Raw genomic sequence first — 17388 nt, 5'->3', positions numbered from 1 at the left:
CCGCCCGCCGGCCGCCCCCTCGCGCGCCGCCCCGCCGCGCGCGCGCGCCCCCCCCCCCCCGCCCGCCGCCCCCCCCCCCCCCCACTACCGGTGCTGGTCAGCATGGGTGGGCCGGCGGCAGGTATAATCGCCGGTTCATTCGTTTCTGATGCGCCCGGGCGGGCGCCCCTGCCATGTCCGAAGTCGCCACCGAAGCCGCGCGCCGCCGCACCTTCGCCATCATTTCCCACCCTGACGCCGGCAAGACCACGCTGACCGAAAAGCTGTTGCTGTTCGGGGGCGCGATCCAGATGGCCGGCTCGGTCAAGGGCCGCAAGGCCGCCCGCCACGCCACCTCGGACTGGATGGCGCTGGAAAAGGAACGCGGTATCTCGGTCACCTCGTCGGTGATGCAGTTCCCCTACGAAGGCAAGATCGTCAACCTGCTCGACACCCCCGGCCACGCCGACTTCGGCGAGGACACCTACCGCGTGCTCACCGCGGTGGACTCGGCGCTGATGGTGATCGACGTGGCCAAGGGCGTGGAAGAACGCACCATCAAGCTGATGGAAGTCTGCCGCCTGCGCGACACCCCGATCATGACCTTCATCAACAAGCTCGACCGCGAGGGCAAGGACCCGATCGAGCTGCTGGATGAAGTGGAAACCGTGCTCGGCATCCAGTGCGCGCCGGTGACCTGGCCGATCGGCATGGGCCAGCGCCTGAAGGGCGTGGTGCACCTGCTGACCGGCGAAGTGCACCTGTACGAACAGGGCCGCAACTTCACCCGCCAGGACTCGACCATCTTCCCGTCGTTGGACTCCCCCGGCCTGGCCGAAAAGATCGGCGAGAAGATGCTGGCCGACCTGCGCGACGAACTGGAACTGGTGCAGGGCGCCAGCCATCCGTTCGACGTCGAGGCCTACCTGGCCGGCAAGCAGACGCCGGTGTTCTTCGGCTCGGGCGTCAACAACTTCGGCGTGCAGCCGCTGCTGGACTTCTTCGTCGAGCACGCACCGGCACCGCAGACCCGCGCCACCACCGGCCGCGACATCGCCCCGCAGGAAGACAAGCTGACCGGCTTCGTGTTCAAGATCCAGGCCAACATGGACCCGCAGCACCGTGACCGTGTCGCCTTCATGCGCGTGTGCTCGGGCAAGTTCACCGCTGGCATGAAGACCTTCCACGTGCGCACCGGCAAGGAGATGAAGCTGGCCAACGCGCTGACCTTCATGGCCAGCGACCGCGAGATCGCCGCCGAGGCATGGCCGGGCGATGTGATCGGCATCCACAACCACGGCACCATCTCCATCGGTGACACCTTCACCGAAGGCGAAGCCGTCACCTTCACCGGCATTCCCAACTTCGCCCCGGAACTGTTCCGCCGCGCCCGCTTGAAGGATCCGCTCAAGCTCAAGCAGTTGCAGAAGGGCCTGGCGCAGCTGTCGGAAGAAGGTGCTACCCAGTTCTTCCGCCCACTGATGAGCAACGACCTCATCCTCGGCGCGGTCGGCGTGCTGCAGTTCGACGTGGCCGCCTATCGCCTGAAGGACGAATACGGCGTGGAGGCGGTGTTCGAGCCGGTCTCGGTCAATACCGCACGCTGGATCAGCTGCAGCAATGCGAAGAAGCTGGAAGAGTTCCGCGAGAAGAACGCCAGCAACCTCAGCATCGATGCCGCCGGCCATCTGGTCTACCTGGCACCGACGCGGGTCAACCTGCAGCTGGCCCAGGAACGCGCGCCGGACGTGCGCTTCTCCGCCACGCGTGAGGCCGCGCACACGGTTTCGGTTGCCTAAGTCTGATGGCGGCGTGCACACGCCGCCGTTCGGGGTGATGATAGCGGGCACCGGGCCTCCCCCCAGCCCGCGCCCCCATTACCCATGACTGCATCCGTTGCATCGATCCGCGAAGAAGTCGCCAGCGCCCTCACCCACGGTCTGGGCGCGGTCAGCGCATTGGCTGGCGGCGCTGTACTCATTACCCTCGCCGCGATCTATGGCGATGGCTGGCAGCTGGCCAGCGCGATTGTCTTTGGCGTCGCACTGTTGCTGCTGTACACCGCCTCCACCCTGTACCACGCCATCCAGCACCCGGTGGCCAAGGGCCGGCTGAAGATCTTCGATCACTGCGCGATCTACGTACTGATCGCCGGCACCTATACGCCCTTCACCCTGATCGGCCTGCGCGGTCCCTGGGGTTGGGGACTGTTCTCCGCGATCTGGGCGCTGGCCGTGTTCGGCGTCATCTTCAAACTGTTCTATACCGGCCGCTTCAAGAAGCTTTCCACCGCCATCTATATCGCGATGGGCTGGCTGGTCATCGTCGCAATCAAGCCCATGTGGGCCTCGCTTGATGGCTGGACCCTGAGTTGGCTGTTCGGCGGCGGCGTGTTCTACACCCTGGGCACCGTGTTCTATCACCGCGAGCAACTGCCTTACTCGCATGCGATCTGGCACCTGTTCGTCATTGCCGGCAGCGTCTGCCACTTCGTCTCGGTGACCGCGCAGATCCTGTAAACGCAACAGATCCGCCGTACCCGCCGGAATTCCCGGCAACACCCTGGCAACACCATGTTCACATCGCGCCAATGCCCGATTCGCGCTGCGTGAACACAGAGCACGCCACGATGGCGACGTGACTACTTCTCCGCCCCCGGCCACGCCAGCAGCGTCGCGCTGGCGACTGCAACGCCCCGGCAAGCGCGGCCAACGCTGGCTCATTGCCGTTGCTGCGGTGCTGATCGCAATCCTCGCACTGATCCTGCTGTGGGACTGGAACTGGTTCAAAGGCCCGCTCGAACGTGCCGTACAGGCCCGCACCGGCCGCGCCCTGCAGATCGGCAACCTGGATGTGGACCTGGGCCACACCACCACCGTTCGTGGCGACGACATCCGTTTTGCCAATGCCAGCTGGGCAAAACAACCTCAGATGGCCAGCGCTGATCGTGTTGAATTGGACATCCGCATCTGGCCACTACTGCGTGGCAGCGTGCAGATTCCGGAGATACGCCTGAGCCACCCCGAGGTGCTGCTGCAGACCGCACCAAGCAAGGGCGAGCCCGGCAACTGGGACTTCCTCGGCGATGGCGGTGGCGAACCACCGCAACTCAAACGCCTGCACATCACCGACGGCAAGCTGCACTTCCTCGACGAACCCGGGCGCACCAAGGTTGATGTGACGGTCCACAGCGGCACCCCGAAACAGGTCGATGCCGCACCTCCCGTGCTGATCGAAGGCAAGGGCCACTGGCAAGGTGCTGCGTTCACCCTGAAAGGTGGCACGGAATCGCCATTGGAACTCAGCAACAGCGAGCACCCGTTCCGCATCCACCTCGATGCCCGTGCTGGCGCGACCCACGCCATCGCCAGCGGCACGCTGACCAACCCCTTCCAGTTCCAGGTGTTCGACCTGCAGTTCCAGCTCAGCGGGCAGGATCTGGAAGATCTCTACCCGCTGATCGGCATCGCCATTCCTTCGTCGCCGCCGTACCGGCTGGACGGACGACTGAAGCGCGAGTACCAGCGCTGGCGCTACGAGAAATTCAGTGGGCGCGTTGGTGACAGCGACCTGGCTGGCGATGTGGAAATCGATGTGGCCGGCGAGCGCCCGCGACTGACTGCCAACCTGCTGTCCAAACAGCTGGACTTCGACGATCTTGCAGGCTTCATCGGTGCACCACCGAAAACCGGCGGCGATGAATCGGCAAACGCCGAACAGAAGGCCGAGGCTGCACGACTTGCCGCGAAACCAACGCTGCTGCCCGACAAACCCTATGACTTGAGCAAACTGCGCGCGATGGACGCGGACGTTCGCTGGAAGGCACAGCACATCAGCGCGCCCAAACTGCCACTGGACGACATGGACGCGCACCTGTTGCTGGACAACGGCCTGCTACGACTGGAACCGCTCAACTTCGGCGTGGCCGGCGGCGATATCCGCAGCACCATCCGCATGGATGCGCGGCGTCCGCAGATCAGCACCACGCTGAATGCCAGCCTGCGGGGGGTCCAGCTCGGCCAGTTGTTCCCGGATGCCAAGTTGGCGGAGCAGGCCTCAGGCGGCATCAGCGGAAACATCCGCCTGAGCGGCAACGGCAACTCCATCGCCGCGATGCTCGGCAGCAGCAATGGCGATGTGGCTGTGGGCATGGGTCGCGGGCACATCGGCAACCTGCTGATGGAGCTGGCCGGGCTGGATGTAGCCGAGTCGCTGAAGTTCCTCTTCACCGGTGACAAGCAGATTCCATTGCGTTGCGCCTTCGGCGACTTCGGCGTGCGCAATGGCCTGATGCAGTCGCGCGCGCTGGCCTTCGACACCACCGACACACTGGTTGTCGGCGAAGGCACGATCAACCTCAAGCAGGAGCAATTGGATCTATTGCTGCGTCCGCGACCCAAGGACGTGAGCATCCTCGCCCTGCGCTCGCCGCTCCGCATCGGCGGCAGCTTCAAGGATCCGTCCTTCCGCCCGGACTTCAAGGCATTGGGCCTGCGTGGCGCGATCGCCCTGACCCTGGCCAGCATTGCCCCACCCGCAGCCCTGCTGGCCACGATTGAGACCGGGCCGGGCAAGGACGCGGAATGTGGCGGGCGCTACGCCAGGTAGCGCCGACAGGTTCAGGTGCCGGTGATGTATTGCTGCAGCTGGCCCAGCTCAAGACGCTGCGCCTCGATCACCGACTTGACCAGGTCGCCGATCGAGATCACGCCTACCACTTCATCACCGTCCACCACCGGCAGATGGCGGATGCGTCGATTGGTCACCAGTTCCAGGCACTGTTCGACCGTCACCGACGGTGCCACCGTGACCAGCTCGGCGGTCATGATCTCGCGCACCGGTGTGGTGGATGAAGACCGGTCCATCAGCACGATCTTGCGGGCGTAGTCACGCTCGGAAAGGATGCCGACCAGCGTGCGGCCTTCCATCACCAGTACCGCGCCGATGCCTTTCTCGGCCATCAGGCGGATCGCCTGCACCACCGCCACATCCGGCGGTACGGCGTGGATCTCAGGGGACTTGGCCCCTAGCAACTGTCGAACGGTCTGCATGGCGTTCTCCTGCGCTGGCGGATGGGGCAGATACTGCCACGTTCGCCGGCTGCCATGTGTCGACCAGGTACAAGGGCCGCTGCTTGGCCTCCATGTACAGGCGCCCCAGGTATTCGCCGATCAAGCCAAGGGCGATCAACTGCACCCCGCCCAGGAACAGGATCGCTGCCATCATCGTCGGCCAGCCAGCAACCCGGTCGCCATACAGGGCAGCCTTGCCGATCACCCATATCGCAAAACCAAATGCCCCTGCGGCGGTCAACAATCCCAGATAGGTCGCGACCCGCAACGGCGCGGTGGAGAAGCTGGTGATGCCTTCCAGCGCGAAGTTCCACAACTTCCAGAAGCCGAACTTGCTGTTGCCAGCCAGACGCGGCTCGCGCCGATATGGCAGCGCGACACGGTTATAGCCAATCCAGCCAAACAGGCCTTTCATGAAACGGTGGCGCTCGCGCAGCTGCCGCAAGCCGGCCAGCGCGCGCGTAGAAAGCAGTCGGAAATCACCGGTATCAGCCGGAATCGGCGTTTTCGACAAACGTCCCATCACCCGATAGAAAGCTGCTGCGGTAAGCCGCTTCAGCCAGCCGTCACCGCCACGCTCCAGGCGCGTGCCGTAGACATCGTCATACCCCTGCTGCCACAGCGCGACGAACTGCGGAATCATTTCTGGCGGATCCTGGCCATCGGCATCAAGCAGGATCACCGCACCTTCGTCCACAAAGTCCAGCCCTGCGGTCAAGGCGATTTCCTTGCCGAAATTACGCGACAAGCGCAGCGCCGAGACCCGCGGCTCCTGCGCCGCCAGTTGTTGCATCACTGCCCAGGTCGCATCACTGCTGCCGTCATCGACATACAGAATGCGACCATCGACATTGCCATCCAGCGCCTGCAGCTGCGCGCACAAGCGCGGGTGCAGCTGCGGCAACGCTTCCTGCTCGTTGAAAGCAGTGATCAGCAGCGTCAGGCGTTCTGGCGTATTCATCGGCAAAGTCTAACAACAGCCATGCGGTCAATTGCCGTCGTCGACATAGTCTGCCCCGCCCAGCTGACGCGCCTGCCGCTGGATCCAGGCGGCCCGGCGCTGCACATACGGCCCAGGCTTGGCTGCGTTGTAACGCCGTGGCGACGGCAACACCGCCGCCAACCTCGCGCTTTCCGCCGGACTCAGGCGCGCGGCATCCTTGCCCCAATAAGCGCGCGATGCCGCCTGCACCCCATAGATGCCGTCACCGAACTCGGCCACGTTGGCGTACATCTCGATGATCCGCTGCTTCGGCCATAGCGCTTCGATCAGCACCGTGTACCAGACCTCCAGGCCTTTGCGCAGCCAACTGCGCCCCTGCCACAGGAACACGTTCTTTGCCGTCTGCTGACTGATCGTACTGGCGCCGCGCAGGCGTCCACCGCGCTCATTGTGCTTGCGCGCCTTTTCAATGGCCTGCAGGTCGAAACCGTTGTGTTCCGGGAAACGCTGGTCCTCGGCCGCCACCAGGGAAATAGGCACGCTGCGTGCCATCTGGTCCAGGTCACGCCATTGGTAGCGGATGCGGAACTTCCAGTCCCCCTGCCCCAGTGCCTCCATCTGCCGGAACACCATCACCGTGGAAAACGGCGGATCGACGAAGCGCAGTACCACCACCTGCACTACGCTGAACGCTGCAAACACCACCGGCGCCCACAACAAGCGCCGCAACCAGCGCTTCCGGCGCCCTGCCTTTGTCCCTGATTCCTGCTCCACCTTGAGCTCGGCCTGCTCCGCCCCCATTGATATCCACCTTGCAAGACCTTTTGTCCGGCGCATTATCCGGCACCGGCCCCACCTCGCGTAGATCCAGCCCCATGACCGACACTTCCGACCTCCTTGTCCGCTTCCTCCTGCCCGCCGCCGGTGTGCGCGGCGTCCATGTCCGGCTGGGCCAGAGCTGGCGCGAAATTCTGTCCCATGGCGACTACCCGGCCGCCGCCACCCGCCTGCTCGGCGAAGCCAGCGTGGCCTCTGCGCTGTTCACCGGGCACACCAAGGTGGATGGACGGCTGTCCATTCAGCTTCGCAGCAGCACCGCACTGCGCGCGCTGTTCAGCGAATGCACCTCGGCCGGCACCCTGCGTGGCATCGCCCAGCTGAACGACGGCGAAGACGCCCCGTCCAGCCTGAGCGCCCTTGGCGAGGATGCCCTGCTCGCCATCACCATCGAGAACCCCGGCCTGGACCCGCGCGAACCGCAGCGCTACCAGAGCCTGGTCGCACTGACCGGCGATAGCCTGGACGAGGCATTCGAGGACTACTTCCGCCACTCCGAGCAGTTGCCGACGCGCCTGTTGCTTGCCAGCGACGGCGAGCACGCCGCCGGCCTGCTGCTGCAGAAACTGCCGGGTGACGAGGGTGATGAGGATGGCTGGGTCCGCGCAGGCGCCTTGTTTGACACCCTCGGCCGCGACGAGCTGCTGGCCCTGCCGGGCAGCGAACTGCTGCACCGCCTGTTCCATGAAGAGAACCCGCAACTGGTCGGCGACAAGGCCCTGAGCTTTGGCTGCTCCTGCTCCCGCGAACGGGTCAGCGCCATGCTGCAGTCGCTTGGCGAGGAGGAAGCCCGGGCCGCCGCCGAGCCCACCGGGCAGGTCGAGGTACGCTGCGAGTTCTGCGGTCAGGAATATCACTTCCCTTTAGCAGAATTCGGCGTATTGTTCAGTTCCACACCGGCCAACCAGCCCGCTCCCGAGCGGCTGCAATAACGGTCCAACGAGTTACGTTCTGGGGAGGGCGAAGACTTGTTAAGAAACCATAAACCGCATAGGATCAAGAACTCACGCGCCGGGAACTTCCTGGCGCACACGGGGTCTTACTGAGTCCATGAACGCCTTCCTGCGCCTACCGCTTGCTCTGATGATCGCCCTTGGCGTGGTCACGGGCGTGCATGCACAGAGCAAGCCGCGGGCCGTGGACAGCACCGTGTTGCCGGTTTGGAACCGCGGTAGCGGCAAGGTCGAAGCCCTGCTCTATCTGGAACCCACTGGCACCCAGAACGTCGGCGCGCGCTGGAATTTCGGCCGCAGCTCGCTGGATGCGGCCTTTGGCCTGTCCTCCGGCGACTCGCTCGGTCTGCTCTGCAACGGCAGCGGCGGCAGCAGCATTGGTGGCCTTGCCAGCCATTGCATGCTCGCCAGCCTGGGTGACGACGATGACGACAACAACGGGCGTCATATCTCGGCCACCACTGCGTTCAACCGGCCCGGCGGCCGCGTTGGCATTACCGCCGGCACGGGCCGCGACACGCTTCCGGCATGGTTGTCGAACGGCGGCAAGGCCGGCGCGGCAAGAGTCGAACAGAACGACCTGACCGTCTTCGGCCAGAAGAACATCGGTCGCGAAGGCTTCGTCTCCATCGGCGGCACCTACGCCAAGGCACGCCTGGTCCCCTTGACCGACGCCGCCCCGGCCGTCGCCGACCAGTGGGACAGCAAGAGCCTGAGCGTCGGAGGCGGCTACGGTGCCTTCAGCGCCAATGTGATCGGCCGCGTGGTCGACGCTCCCGGCCACAGCGGCAAATGGGAAGGCCTGGGCTTGGGCATCACCTGGCGCACCCCATGGAGCGGCCAGCTCACGGTCGGCGCTGAAAACGTGATCACCCGCGGCAAAAACCCGTTCTCGCCGCGCAACGAGAGCAATGACGACGGCGCAATCCCGTACGTGCGGTACGAACAGGACCTGTAACCAATATTTCTTTTTGGTACATGACCCAACGCCCCTCAGGGGCGTTTTTCGTTTTTGCTCGAAAATTCAACACTTTGCCAAGTTTGATGCTTTTCTCTCGAATCATTAACCAATCTTTAATTTATCTGCAGTCGCAAGTACTATCGGTCCCAGCCCACGGTTTTGGATTCGCCTTTCGAATCCTCCCGGGCCAACCCATGCAACACCCAAGTCCACTTGGCAGAGAGAGAGAACCAATGAATTGCAAGACCAACAAGCTGCGCGACGCAGTTGTCCTCGCGTTGGCCGCAAGCACCGGCATGGCCGGTACTGCGTTCGCGCAGGAAGCCCAGAAGGAAGGCGCCACCAACCTCGATCGCATCGAGGTCACCGGTTCGCGCATCAAGCGCGTTGACGTCGAGGGCCCGAGCCCGGTCACCGTCATCAGCCGTCAGGACATCGAAACCGCCGGTGAAATTTCGGTCGCCGATTTCCTGCGCAACACGGTGTACAACTCGTTCGGTTCGACTCGTGAATCTTCGGGTTCCGCTACCGGCTCCCAGGCAACCATCAGCCTGCGCGGCCTCGGTGCCGAGTACACCCTGGTGCTGATCGACGGTCGCCGCATGACCAAGTCGGCTGCACTGGACGGTGGCGCCGCCAACATCAACCTGATCCCGACCGCTGCGGTTGAACGCATCGAAATCCTGCGCGAAGGCGCCGGCGCGGTGTACGGTTCCGATGCCATCGGCGGCGTGGTGAACATCATCCTGCGCAAGGACTATGAAGGCCTGACCTTCTCGGCCGGCTATGAAACCCCCAAGGTTGGCCCGACCGGCAACACCGGCAGCATCTCCGGCGGCATCAGCTCTGACCGCGGCAACGTCACCTTCGTCCTGGACCACCAGGAACGCGAGATGATGTACAACCGTGAGATCAAGAACCTGATCACCGGTGCTGGCCTCGCATGGGGCACCAGCGCATTCAACTCGTCGGCAAACTTCTTCAGCCCGAGCACCGGCCTGGTTGGTGTCGCCAACTGCGATACGTTCGAGAACAGCATCCGCTACGATGCGACACGCTGCGGCTTTGATCACGGCGCGACCTCCGCCAACGAATCGTCCTTGTCGCGTGACTCGCTGTTGGTCAACGCCAATTACCAGCTGACCGACGACACGTCGTTCTTCTTCCGCGCGATCACCTCGGACACCAAGAGCAAGGGCGTCTACGCCTCTGCGCCGGTGGATACCTATCCGACCATCGCTGCCAGCAATCCCTTCAACCCGTTCGGCGTTGACGGCACCCTGTACTACCGCTTCACTCCGCTGGGCACCCGTGATTCGATCCGTAAAGATGCGTATCGCGACTACTCGTTCGGCCTGCAGGGCAGCATCGGCCTGTTTGGCGGCGCTGATTGGGAACTGTCGGCAGGTCATGGCCGCGTGACTCAGAGCAGCGTCAACTACAACTACGGTCTGTCCAGCGCACTGCAGGCAGCCATCGACGCCGGCAGCTACAACCCGTTCGACCCAACTTCGCCCAGCGTCGCTGCCGCTGCTCCGTCGGTGGGCCACACCGTATACGTGGAGTCGGAACAGCGCACGGTCAACGTGGGCGGTAACATCTCCTTCGATCTGTTCGAGATCGGCGGCCGTCCGGCCGGCTTCGTGACCGGCTTCGAATACCTCGACGACCGTCTGTCGATGGTGTACGACGCCCAAAGTGCCGCCGGTAACGTATTCGGTTCCGCAGGTGCTGGCAGTGGCGGTTCGCGTGCTTCTTACGCCGCGTACTTTGAAACCCTGCTGCCGCTGCTCGACAGCTTGAGCGTCACATTGGCCGGTCGCTACGACTCCTACAATGACGTCGGCAGCAAGTTCTCGCCGCGCGCTTCGTTCGAGTTCCGCCCGATCGATTCGCTGCTGGTCCGTGGTTCCTGGGGCAAGGGCTTCCGTGCACCGACCCTGGTCGACCTGTATGGCGATTCGTCCAGCACCAACCTGAACAGCCCGCCGCTGGCATCTGCAGGTCACCCAGGTGGTGACGAACTCGCCTGTAAGGCACTGCAGGCCGTGCAGGCTACCCCGGGCAATGCAACTTATCAGCCGTACCCGGTCAACCCCTGCTCTTCCAGCGACCAGTACCAGTGGCTGCAGTCTTCCAACCGCTTCCTGAAGCCGGAAGAATCCAAGAACTGGGGTCTGGGCTTTGTATGGAGCCCGCTGGACTCGCTGTCCTTCGCCGTCGACTACTACGACGTCGAGCTGAAGAACGTGATCTCGACCGTGCCGCGCGCCTTGGCCTTCCGCTATGGCGACCAGGGCGTGCCGGGTTATGGCGTCGATCGTACTGCCGACATCATCGCTCCGAACGGGGCCATCCTGCCGGGCGTTCCGCAGCAGATCCTGCTGCCGGTCGACAATGGTGCCGTCCAGACCGTACGCGGCATTGACGTTGAAGCCTCGTACCGCTTCGAGACCTCTGTTGCAGGCAACTTCTCCACCAAGTTGTCGTGGTCGCACCAGCTGGAGTACGACTTCACCGCGATTGCCGCTGACAGGCTGGAGCGTGCAGGCACCGCCGGCTTCCCGCAGGACCGTGGCCAGCTGCTGCTGGGTTGGGAAAAGGGCGACTTCAACGCTGCCTTCATCACCAACTACATTTCCGACAGCTCCAATGGTACTCCGGCCACGACGCTGCCCTCCTGGACCACGTTTGACGTCCAAGCCAGCGTAGCGCTGCCGTGGAAGGCAAAGGTGACTCTGGGCGTCCGCAACCTTGGCAACAAGATGCCGCCGTTCAACGCCACCCTGTATGGCTTCCCGTACTATGACAATGAGCTGTACAACATCTGGGGCCGTACCCCGTACATGCGCTATGAGCAGAACTTCTGATCAAGTGATGTTCGGTTGATGTAACAAGGCGACCCGCTCAATGCGGGTCGCTTTTTTTTGACAGTCCAAGTAGTCGGCGATAGCTTCGTCGTAACCTCAGAAGAAGCACTGATAGAGCAAGATATGTCCAGCGATTGGCAAGCCCACCCTGATGAAAGTCTGGAACTCTTGTTGAGGAATCAATCCTCGGAGCTCATCCGTCAGGCACTGGACCACCCTCGCTTCCACGCTGATCCCTACGCACGCCTACGAATAGTTGATCATCTTCGCCAGTTGCATCCGGACTCACTTGAGATAGAGCAGCTGTGGATGCAATTGATGCTCCTAAGCAACCGCCCCTCGCCCGTTTGGGATGTGCTTCAACAGCTCATGGAGAACGGCGAACTCACCGAAGATCGACTCCTGTTGGCCGCTCAGGTCGCGCAGGTCATGGGAAAAAAGGACACCGCCAGAGCGCTCTACCAGAGACGAATATCGCAACATCCCGCGGATGTGGATGCACTGCAGAAGTACATCGAATTCGAGGATCCGACGTTACGCTCACCACAGATACCTGCACAAATCGAAGCCCAACTGACCCAGCCGACCTCAAACTATGCACGGGAAAAGCTGCTGTTCTCTTTGAGCACGTACTTCCTGCAAAGGGATCCACCGACAGCTTTCCGCTTCGCGACCGCAGCACAGCGCCTCAAACGCGAGCGTTTGCCGAATTGGCATGCAAGCGAGCTTGCTGCACGCCTGCAAACTGACAAGTCCCGGGAGCTGATGGGCGCGTCCGAGCCAGGGGAACCACCTGAGCTTCTATTCATAGTCGGACTACCACGCAGCGGCACAACCCTCCTCGGCTCGATGCTCGGCGCGCATAGCAAGATGAGCAACGTTGGCGAGCAGAACCTTATACCTTCACTCGCAAACGGCCCACTTGCTCGAACCAGCGGACCAGTCGCAGCGCGCGTCACCCAATTCGTCAATCACTGGTATCGTGCCGCGACAGGAGACATCCTCGGCTCAAAAGCCACCACCGTGGATAAGCTCCCGGCAAACATCGAGCACTGCGGCCTGATCCTTTCCTGCCTCCCGCGCTCGGCAATAATTCACATCCGCCGCAACCCTTTGGACTGTGCTGTATCCATCCACCTGCGAGACTTCGATTTCGGATGCGGCTATGCCACGAGCGCAGCCGATATAGCTCGCTATCACGCGCTTACCGACGCCCATATCGCATATTGGAGATCAAAAGCACCGGATCGCGTGGTCTCGCTCGACATGGAAGATCTGATTGAGACACCACAAACGTCACTGGGGAAGCTCCTGGAGAAGTTTGGCTTCCAATGGGAACCACAGATGCTCGACTATTGGAAGAAATCGCGGAGTACGGCAACCTTCAGTGAATCCCAGGTCCGGCGCCCCCTGAACAGGGACGGACTTGGCTTGAGGGAAAAAATTGGTGATGCCGGCACCGAATTCACAACCGCGTACATCCAAGCAGCGGACAAGGTGGCGTCGGCATGACTGACCAGAACGATTCAACCCAACACTGGACGAACCTTTGGCGCACTGGCGTACTTCACTCCAGCAGCGTGTCTTCCATCAATGACAATTACGATGGAGAGACCGCCGACTTCTGGAACATGCAGTTTGAAAGCCTGACCGCAGGCGACCGCATCGTGGACTTGGGGACAGGCAACGGTGCAGTGTTGCTATTGGCCAAAAAACACCATGCTTCGTTCGAGCTCCACGGCGTCGATAGCGCATCCATAGATCCAGGCACGGACGCGGGTGCAACCAACCATGATTACAAGGGAATCATTTTTCACCCGGATTGCTCGATGAGTCGGCTGCCGTTCGCCGATGGCAGCGCCCAGCTTGTCACGTCGCAGTTCGCTTTTGAGTATGCGCATCGAGAACTGGCCCTGGCCGAGGTACTACGAATAACGGATCCCGCACACGGACGGATAGCAATGATTCTGCATAGCACGGACTCGGAGATATCGAAGATGTCCGAGCTTCAACTGGAGGCATTTCATTTTGTTTTCGATGAATTGGACATCGTACGAAAAGCGCTCCTGCTGGCGGATGCATTGAATCTTTCTGATGGCCACGCCGATCTGCGTGACAAATACCGACTCGTGTTCAATGATGCAGCCGCCCAACTCATGAGTCGCGTTGCCACCGCCGATCACGCACCGATGCTCGACACTGTATACACGTTGCTGCGGCGCGCCATGTCGACCCTCTCCTCATCTCCAGCGGACAGCGTCAAGTTGCTGCGCGCAACCGATATCCAGATGCGCAGTGAAAGGCAACGTCTGCTTGAGATGCAGCGCGCGGCACAGACGGCGCAGCAACTGCATGCACTGGAACAGCTCCTTGTGGAAGAAGGCCTTGGAGTATCCATCGCACCCCACCTTCAGCAGGGGAGCAAGATGGGCTGGGAGCTGGTGGCTTGCCGTGCTTGAACAACGCGCCAGGTATCTCCACCAGACTGGAATGCTACGGGAAGCAGAAGCGGCCTACCGGGCAGCGCTGCAGATCACACCAGGGGATTCTGGACTGCTAAGGGATATGGGTGTGCTCCTGATGCAGACCCGACGACTTGAGGACGCGATCGAGTACTTTCGAAGAGTTCCCAGAGGCACCTCCGCCTACGGCACCTCGCTTGTACCGAGGGCAGTCTGCGAACGCGACTCGGGGCTCGTGCAGGATGCCTTGGCCACCGCCACAGAAGCCATAGACTTCGATACCAGCGATCCCATTGCATGGATGCTGCATGGGAGCCTGCTCACTGCGTCAGGCGCTGCAATTCCTGCCGAAGCATCCCTGAGAAATAGCTTGATGCTTGCCCCCGGACTGGGTGAGGCGCGTCATTTCCTTGCAGAATGCCTCCAGCAACAAGGTCGCTTCAAGGAGGCCATTTCGGAATACCAGGTCCTGCTGCACCAAAAGCCTCAGGAGGCCTTCAACATAGCCCAATGTGCCGAGTTGATGGGAGAGCTCGTCATGGCTCGCCAGCATTACGAACTTGCAGCCCGCATATCGCCAGCACGACTGGATGTGCAAGCACGGCTTCTGCATCTCCTGTCCGCTCTATGCGACTTCGAGGAGTGCGAAAGAGTACTCGTCCGAATCAAACTTCTGCTGCGCGCGCCACTGGCATCCGATGACAGACCATCGCCATTCTCACTCAGTCACTGCGGCCTGTCTGGAGAAGAGTATCGCCGGGTTCTTGTTCACTACGCTGCCAGCTATCCTGCGCGCAGGCGGATGCACAACGAAAAAGTCAGCAGAACGCTTACATCTTCCCTGACCCACATCGCCTATCTATCTGCCGATTTCGAGGGCCATGCTGTAGGCCGTTTGACCAGGGATCTGTTCAAGGCCCACGACCGCTCCAGATTCAAAGTATCCGGCTACACGCTCAGGTCCCTGCCGCAACCCCATACCGAAGCATTGTCGTCAGATTTCGATTCATTCCGTGACCTGGATGGCTTGTCAGATGAGCAGGCTGCAGCGGCGATTGCGGCCGATGATGTTGACGTGCTGATCGACCTTGGCGGCTACACGTTGGGTGCGCGCCCAGCAATTTTGGCGTTCCGGCCCGCCCGGCTCCAACTCGGCTGGCTTGGCTTCATCAGCCCGCACGAAAGCAATTGGTTGGATGCCGTCATCCTCGACGACATAGTGCAGCCTTCCAATGAAATCTGGCCTTACTCGGATGAAGTAATACGCCTGGCATCCCCCCTGCTGCCGTCCCCCGCACATCAGGTCATCGTGCCATCGCCCAGGTCGCGCTTTGGACTGCCCGATGGTGTTCCATTGCTGGCCAGCTTCAACAACACGTACAAGCTCAGCGGCGCCCTGGTTGCCGCTTGGGCACAGATCCTTGATCAATGCGAAGGCGCTTACCTGGCGATTTACGCACTTCAGCCCGCGCGCGAAGGAATACTGAGGTCCTTTGGTGCGGCCGGCGGCGACGTGCAAAGAGTTGTCTTCATGGAAAACATCGACCATGCATCCAACCTGCAGCGCATGCAATGCTGCGACCTCATGCTTGATGCATTCGATTACAACGCGGGTGCCACCGCAATCGACGCCATCGCCGCAGAGCTGCCTATTCTCTGCCTGGCCGGGACCACGCCTCTTTCGCGCATGAGTGCAAGCATCAACCATTACCTGGAAATGCATGAACTGATATGCGCCTCACCTGGCAGCTATGTCGAGAAAGCCGTCTCCTTCATCACGAATCCAGCGGAGATGGAGCGGATACGCACCACCATGCGTGCCTCAACCAAGCGCAAAAGCCTGTTGTCTCCTGAAAGATCGGCACGCGACATCGAGCAGGTCTGCCACATGCTACTGGGACAAGCGTTGCCATGACCGACGATCGCATGTTGGCGCACGCGCGCGAATCCGGGGCACAGGGAAATCTGCAGCTTGCCATTTCCAGCTATGAACAATGCCTGCGCAAGGGCTTGCCCGTATATGAGGAGTACGCAGGGACCCTCTACAGGGCCGGTCACCACCAGCAAGCAGCTGATGTCATTTCGCGAGCCATCCAAAGCAATCCCGACAACGCAGATCTATACTTTCTGGACGGCTTGGTGCAGTTGGCAATGGGAGCCACCGAGACTGCGTTATCCAGCCTTGACCACGCAATTCGCCTGGCGCCTTGCCAGCTTCCTGCACTCAGGAAGCGTGCAATTCTGCTCGCACAGCTTGATCACCTCGATGCGGCGCTGCAGGATTTCCAGCGTATCGTGGAGCTGGCCCCTACAGATTTCGATGCAGTGGGCAACTGCGGCATTATCCAGCTCAAGAAGCAGAACTACGCGGAAGCTGCTCGCCTGCTGGCGCACTGCAATGAAATGTCGCCAGCCCGCCCAGAGGTAGTTCGCAGCCTGGCCAACGCACTACGCGGCTCGGGTGATGCGGCGGGCGCACTACGTCTGCTGGGAAAATTGCTCGAAGGCTCCCCAAACGACGATGCGACTAGAACCGACTACGCATTGACCCTCTTGGCCCAGCAACGCTTTCACGAAGCTTTCCAACATTATCAGCAGGTGGCATCACGCTCCCCCTTGGACCAATGGGCACTCACAGGCTTGTACCTTGCGGCGTCCGCCGGCGGCGACACAGCTTTTTCTCGAAAGCTGATGGACTACGGGCTTGTTGTCAAAAGCAACGATGACAGCATCGAGCAACGGGAACTGTTGGTAACGCGCGTATTGCAGCACCAGCAACTGCGGTGGGAGCCGATCGGAAAATCGACTATCGGGGGGCAACAGACTACGTTACTTGATCTCTCCGCCGGCTCTGCCTTACTTCCTCTTGAACGGCTGATTCGGCGGAAGATTGAGTTTGCGATCGCAGCTTTGGCACGCAGCCCCCTGCTGTCAGCTCATCCGTGGTTCTCCGCGCGCTCGCCACACTGGCGCATACAGGCTTGGGCAACCGTGATTCACGGCGACGGCGGCCATCAACGTCCACACACGCACCCTGCTGGATGGATGAGCGGCGTGTACTACCTTGATAGTGGTGACGGAAGTGAAGCCGAAGGGCAGCTGGTTTTCGGCCACCCTCCTGACGAACTGGAGCTTAGTTTTGCGGCAAACCAGCTTGAGGTGATACCGCAGACAGGCGACCTGCTGCTTTTCCCTTCATTTTTCCTGCATCACACCACGCCTTATTTCGGCAGCAGGAAACGAATCAGCATCGCATTCGATGTAATTCCCTCGGATCGACCTGTTGGTTGATTCTGGAAGCGCTCTAACCC

13 protein-coding genes and 1 pseudogene are annotated in these 17388 nt (G+C 61.6%); 11 read left to right on the top strand and 3 right to left on the bottom strand.

Features of this window, described 5'->3' with window-relative positions; all coding sequences use genetic code 11:
* Window positions 1-173 precede the first annotated feature (173 nt).
* The 3 genes from AC1VWL_RS06200 to AC1VWL_RS06190 all read left to right on the top strand — a co-directional run bounded on the left by AC1VWL_RS06200 (window position 174) and on the right by AC1VWL_RS06190 (window position 4587).
* Complete coding sequence (locus tag AC1VWL_RS06200; RefSeq protein ID WP_282265802.1) at window positions 174-1778, top strand: peptide chain release factor 3; 1605 nt, start codon at window positions 174-176, stop codon at window positions 1776-1778.
* 84 nt (window positions 1779-1862) lie between these two features.
* Window positions 1863-2498 carry a PAQR family membrane homeostasis protein TrhA gene (trhA, locus tag AC1VWL_RS06195; RefSeq protein ID WP_481533524.1) on the top strand — a complete coding sequence of 212 codons (636 nt, stop codon included), beginning with the start codon at window positions 1863-1865 and terminating at the stop codon, window positions 2496-2498.
* A 118-nt stretch (window positions 2499-2616) separates the two neighbouring features.
* On the top strand, window positions 2617-4587 hold the full coding sequence (locus AC1VWL_RS06190) for an AsmA family protein (protein ID WP_482986119.1): 1971 nt from the start codon (window positions 2617-2619) through the stop codon (window positions 4585-4587).
* Between the two features lie 11 nt (window positions 4588-4598).
* Here the strand turns inward: AC1VWL_RS06190 and AC1VWL_RS06185 are convergent, their stop codons facing one another.
* Genes AC1VWL_RS06185 through mtgA form a run of 3 tightly spaced genes read right to left on the bottom strand, consistent with a single transcriptional unit; the run spans window position 4599 to window position 6795 of the window.
* Window positions 4599-5030, bottom strand: coding sequence for a CBS domain-containing protein (locus tag AC1VWL_RS06185; protein WP_481533522.1), 432 nt, complete (start codon window positions 5028-5030; stop codon window positions 4599-4601).
* A complete protein-coding gene (locus tag AC1VWL_RS06180) occupies window positions 4990-6012 on the bottom strand; it encodes a glycosyltransferase family 2 protein (protein WP_482986118.1) in 1023 nt (340 codons plus the stop codon). The genes AC1VWL_RS06185 and AC1VWL_RS06180 overlap by 41 nt, the downstream gene beginning before the upstream one ends.
* A gap of 27 nt (window positions 6013-6039) precedes the next feature.
* Window positions 6040-6795 carry a monofunctional biosynthetic peptidoglycan transglycosylase gene (gene mtgA, locus AC1VWL_RS06175; protein WP_481533520.1) on the bottom strand — a complete coding sequence of 252 codons (756 nt, stop codon included), beginning with the start codon at window positions 6793-6795 and terminating at the stop codon, window positions 6040-6042.
* 74 nt (window positions 6796-6869) lie between these two features.
* On the opposite strand from mtgA, the gene hslO reads away from it, so the two are divergent.
* The 8 genes and pseudogenes from hslO (at window position 6870) to AC1VWL_RS06135 (ending at window position 17368) form a co-directional block, all read left to right on the top strand.
* Window positions 6870-7763, top strand: coding sequence for an Hsp33 family molecular chaperone HslO (gene hslO / locus AC1VWL_RS06170; protein WP_282265789.1), 894 nt, complete (start codon window positions 6870-6872; stop codon window positions 7761-7763).
* Between the two features lie 151 nt (window positions 7764-7914).
* On the top strand, window positions 7915-8742 hold the full coding sequence (locus AC1VWL_RS06165) for an XOO1806 family protein (protein ID WP_481533525.1): 828 nt from the start codon (window positions 7915-7917) through the stop codon (window positions 8740-8742).
* 236 nt (window positions 8743-8978) lie between these two features.
* The gene (locus AC1VWL_RS06160; protein WP_481533518.1) at window positions 8979-11615 is read left to right on the top strand and encodes a TonB-dependent receptor plug domain-containing protein; all 2637 of its coding nucleotides are present in this window, start codon (window positions 8979-8981) and stop codon (window positions 11613-11615) included.
* A gap of 123 nt (window positions 11616-11738) precedes the next feature.
* Window positions 11739-13127 (top strand): sulfotransferase family protein, encoded by a 1389-nt coding sequence (locus AC1VWL_RS06155; RefSeq protein ID WP_482986117.1) that lies wholly within the window; start codon window positions 11739-11741, stop codon window positions 13125-13127.
* On the top strand, window positions 13124-14074 hold the full coding sequence (locus tag AC1VWL_RS06150) for a class I SAM-dependent methyltransferase (protein ID WP_481533516.1): 951 nt from the start codon (window positions 13124-13126) through the stop codon (window positions 14072-14074). Before AC1VWL_RS06155 ends, AC1VWL_RS06150 begins: the two co-directional genes overlap by 4 nt.
* A pseudogene (locus AC1VWL_RS06145) lies at window positions 13968-14237 on the top strand (tetratricopeptide repeat protein); the annotation flags it as partial. The gene AC1VWL_RS06150 and the pseudogene AC1VWL_RS06145, both read left to right, overlap by 107 nt.
* Before the next feature lie 87 nt (window positions 14238-14324).
* Window positions 14325-15992 carry an O-linked N-acetylglucosamine transferase, SPINDLY family protein gene (locus AC1VWL_RS06140; protein WP_482986120.1) on the top strand — a complete coding sequence of 556 codons (1668 nt, stop codon included), beginning with the start codon at window positions 14325-14327 and terminating at the stop codon, window positions 15990-15992.
* The gene (locus AC1VWL_RS06135) at window positions 15989-17368 is read left to right on the top strand and encodes a putative 2OG-Fe(II) oxygenase (protein WP_482986116.1); all 1380 of its coding nucleotides are present in this window, start codon (window positions 15989-15991) and stop codon (window positions 17366-17368) included. Before AC1VWL_RS06140 ends, AC1VWL_RS06135 begins: the two co-directional genes overlap by 4 nt.
* Window positions 17369-17388: the final 20 nt, after the last annotated feature.

It is taken from the genome of Stenotrophomonas sp. STEN063 (genome assembly GCF_056854515.1).
Note: the sequence above shows the minus strand (reverse complement) of the source record. Positions and strands in the feature narration are given on the sequence as shown.